This is a genomic window from Streptomyces sp. SID11385, from assembly GCF_010548245.1.
GTDB lineage: Bacteria > Actinomycetota > Actinomycetes > Streptomycetales > Streptomycetaceae > Streptomyces.
Genome location: NZ_JAAGLR010000083.1, coordinates 1 through 2,727, shown reverse-complemented (window position 1 = coordinate 2,727; position 2,727 = coordinate 1). Strand labels below are relative to the sequence as shown.

Genomic DNA, 2,727 nt, shown 5'->3' with positions numbered 1-2,727 from the left:
CCGGGCGGCGCGGGGGCCGGGCGCGGCGGGCGCGGTCCGGGGCGCGCGGGTGCGGCCTGTGTGTGGGCGGAGTGTCGCGAGGTTGTCACGAGGCCGTTCCGAGCCGGAGGCGGCGGGAACGGCCGGGGGCGTCCACGGGGTCCCTGTCCACGTAAGCGCTCGACGGCACGTCCCCCCACATGACGGAGGAATCCGAAATGCACTCCCGCAAGCTCGCCCTCGCCACCCTCGCCGTCCTCACCGGTCTCACGCTCACCGCCTGCCAGAGCGACGACGGCGGCGACGACAAGGCCGCCTCGGTGGCGGGGAGCAACGCCGCCGACTCCTCGGCCCCCGCGAGCGAGCCGGGTTCCGCGCAGCCGTCCGCCTCGACCGGCGGCGACTCCTCGGCCACGTCCGGCTCCACGGGTTCCTCCGGTTCCGGCTCCTCGGGCTCGTCGGCCGGCTCCTCCGGCGGGGGCACGAGCGCCAAGACGGGCAAGTGCCTGACGAGCAACCTCAAGATCTCCGCCTCCGACGCCACGATCGGCGACGACGACCCGGCCACCGTCGCGATCACCTTCGAGAACAGCGGCAGCGCCCCCTGCTCCCTCAACGCGTACGCGGGCGCGGACCTGAGCACCAACGCGGGCTCGCTCTCCGCCGAGCGCGGCATCAAGGCGTCCGTCCCGGACCACCCGGTGGTGCTGAAGCCGGGCGAGAAGACGTACGCCCCCGTCATGTACCCGGTCAACAAGACCGGCGGCAGCGGCGTGCGCATCACGGGCCTCACCGTCACCCCGCCCGACGAGACGCACTCCGTGAAGCTCGCCTGGCCGGGCAAGCCCTCGCTGCCGGTCTCGGACAGCGACAAGGGGCAGAGCGTCGTGATCGGCCCGATGGGGAGCATCGGGCAGGGCGAGGGCTGAGCCGCGGGGGACTCACCCCGAGCCGCGTCCCCGCCGCACTCCCGCGACGTCCCGCCGCACTCCCGCCACGTCCCGCCGCCTTCCCCGCTTCAAAAGCCCTCGCGCGGGGCAACCGGTGGTGACGGACCGAATGGCGGGACGGCGGAGAGGCGGTGTCGGGTGCGGACGGTCGGGGTCGAGGAAGAACTTCTGCTCGTGGACGAGGCGACGGGGGAGCCCAAGGCGCGGGCGGCGGCGGTGCTCGCCTCGGCCGACGCGGCGCCCCGGGAGTCCTCGGTGGAGAGTGAACTGCACGGTCAGCAGATCGAGTTCGCGACGAGCCCGTGCGCCGACGTCGACGCGCTCGCCGAGGAGATCAAGCGGCTGCGCACCACCACGGACGCGCTCGCCCGCCGCGCGGGCGCGCGGGTGGCCGCGCTCGCGACCTCGCCGCTCCCGGTGAGCCCGCAGGTCAACGACGGGGAGCGCTACCGCTGGGTCACGGACAAGTTCGGCGCCCTCGCCCAGGAGCAGCTGACGTGCGGCTGCCACGTGCACGTCTCCGTCGCCTCCGACGCGGAGGGCGTCGCCGTCCTGGACCGCATCCGCCCCTGGCTGCCCCCGCTCCTCGCCCTCAGCGCCAACTCGCCGTTCTGGCAGGGCAAGGACACCGCCTACGGGAGCCACCGCGCCCGGGTCTGGAACCGCTGGCCCTCGGCGGGCCCGTACGACGTCATGGGCGGCCCGGAGGCGTACGACGCCCAGGTGGAGGCGATGCTCGGCACGGGCGTGCTGCGCGACAAGGGGATGGTCTACTTCGACGCCCGCCTCTCGCACCGCTGGCCCACGGTCGAGATCCGCGTCGCCGACGTGTGCCTCGACGCCCGTACCCCCGCGCTCCTCGCCGCCCTGTGCCGCGCCCTCGTGGACACGGCCGCGCGCGAGGCGGCCGGGCGCGTGCCGCCCGCGCCCGTCCCCACCGCCGTGCTGCGCCTCGCCTCCTGGCAGGCCGCCCGCTCCGGCCTCGACGGCGACCTCCTCCACCCCGTCCACCACACCCCCGCCACCCCCACCGAGGTCGTCGCGGCGCTCCTCGCCCACACCCGCGACGCCCTCAAGGAGAACGGCGACCTCGACCTGGCCGAGGCCGAGACGGCCCGCCTCCTGCACGAGGGCAACGGCGCCCGCCTCCAGCGCGCGGCCTACGAGCGGACGGGCAGCCTCGGCGACGTCGTCCGCGAGTGCGCGCGCCACACGGTGGGGGAGTGAGGAGCCCGGCGGGGAGCGGCCCCGGGGGGCGCGTCAGCCCGTAGAGACGTCCGCCACCACGCAGCTCACGTTGTCGGGCCCGCCCGCCCGGCGGGCCAGGGAGACGAGCGCGCGGGCCGCGCGGGCCGGGTCCGTCGCGGTCTCGCGCAGCGTACGGCGGATGGCGGGCTCGGGGACGGTGGTGGTGAGGCCGTCGGAGCACACGAGGTAGCGGTCGCCGGTGCGCGGGGTGCGGAGCTGGAGGTCGGGACGGGCGACCGGAGGCGTCAAGGCCCGTACCAGCGTGGCACGTTGGGGATGAGTGGCGGCCTCCCGCTCCGTGAGGCGGCCTTCGTCGGCCAGCGCCTGGACGAGGGTGTGGTCGTGCGTGAGACGTCGCAGGGCGCCGTCCCGCAGGAGGTACGCGCGGGTGTCGCCGAGGTGGACGAGGGCGAGGCGCGGACCGGCGGGGAGCAGCGCGGTGAGCGTCGTCCCGGCCTGCGCGGGCACCTTGCGGGCGGCCTCGTCGACGGCGTCCGCGAGCGCGCCGAGGAGCGTGCCGGGCGCGGGCTCGGGCCCCTCGGCGAAGCGG

At 76.1% G+C, this 2,727-nt stretch carries 3 protein-coding genes; 2 read left to right on the top strand and 1 reads right to left on the bottom strand.

Translation table 11 applies throughout. The features are described from left to right. The first annotated feature begins 197 nt into the window (after positions 1–197). Both G3I42_RS02975 and G3I42_RS02970 read left to right on the top strand, forming a co-directional pair. Positions 198–908, top strand: coding sequence for a DUF4232 domain-containing protein (locus G3I42_RS02975; protein ID WP_164282289.1), 711 nt, complete (start codon positions 198–200; stop codon positions 906–908). Between the two features lie 159 nt (positions 909–1,067). Further along, the gene (locus tag G3I42_RS02970) at positions 1,068–2,156 is read left to right on the top strand and encodes a glutamate--cysteine ligase (RefSeq protein ID WP_164282288.1); all 1,089 of its coding nucleotides are present in this window, start codon (positions 1,068–1,070) and stop codon (positions 2,154–2,156) included. A gap of 33 nt (positions 2,157–2,189) precedes the next feature. On the opposite strand, the gene G3I42_RS02965 is transcribed toward G3I42_RS02970, so the two are convergent. After that, the coding region (locus G3I42_RS02965) for a protein phosphatase 2C domain-containing protein (protein WP_164282287.1) at positions 2,190–2,727 on the bottom strand (538 nt) is incomplete at its 5' end.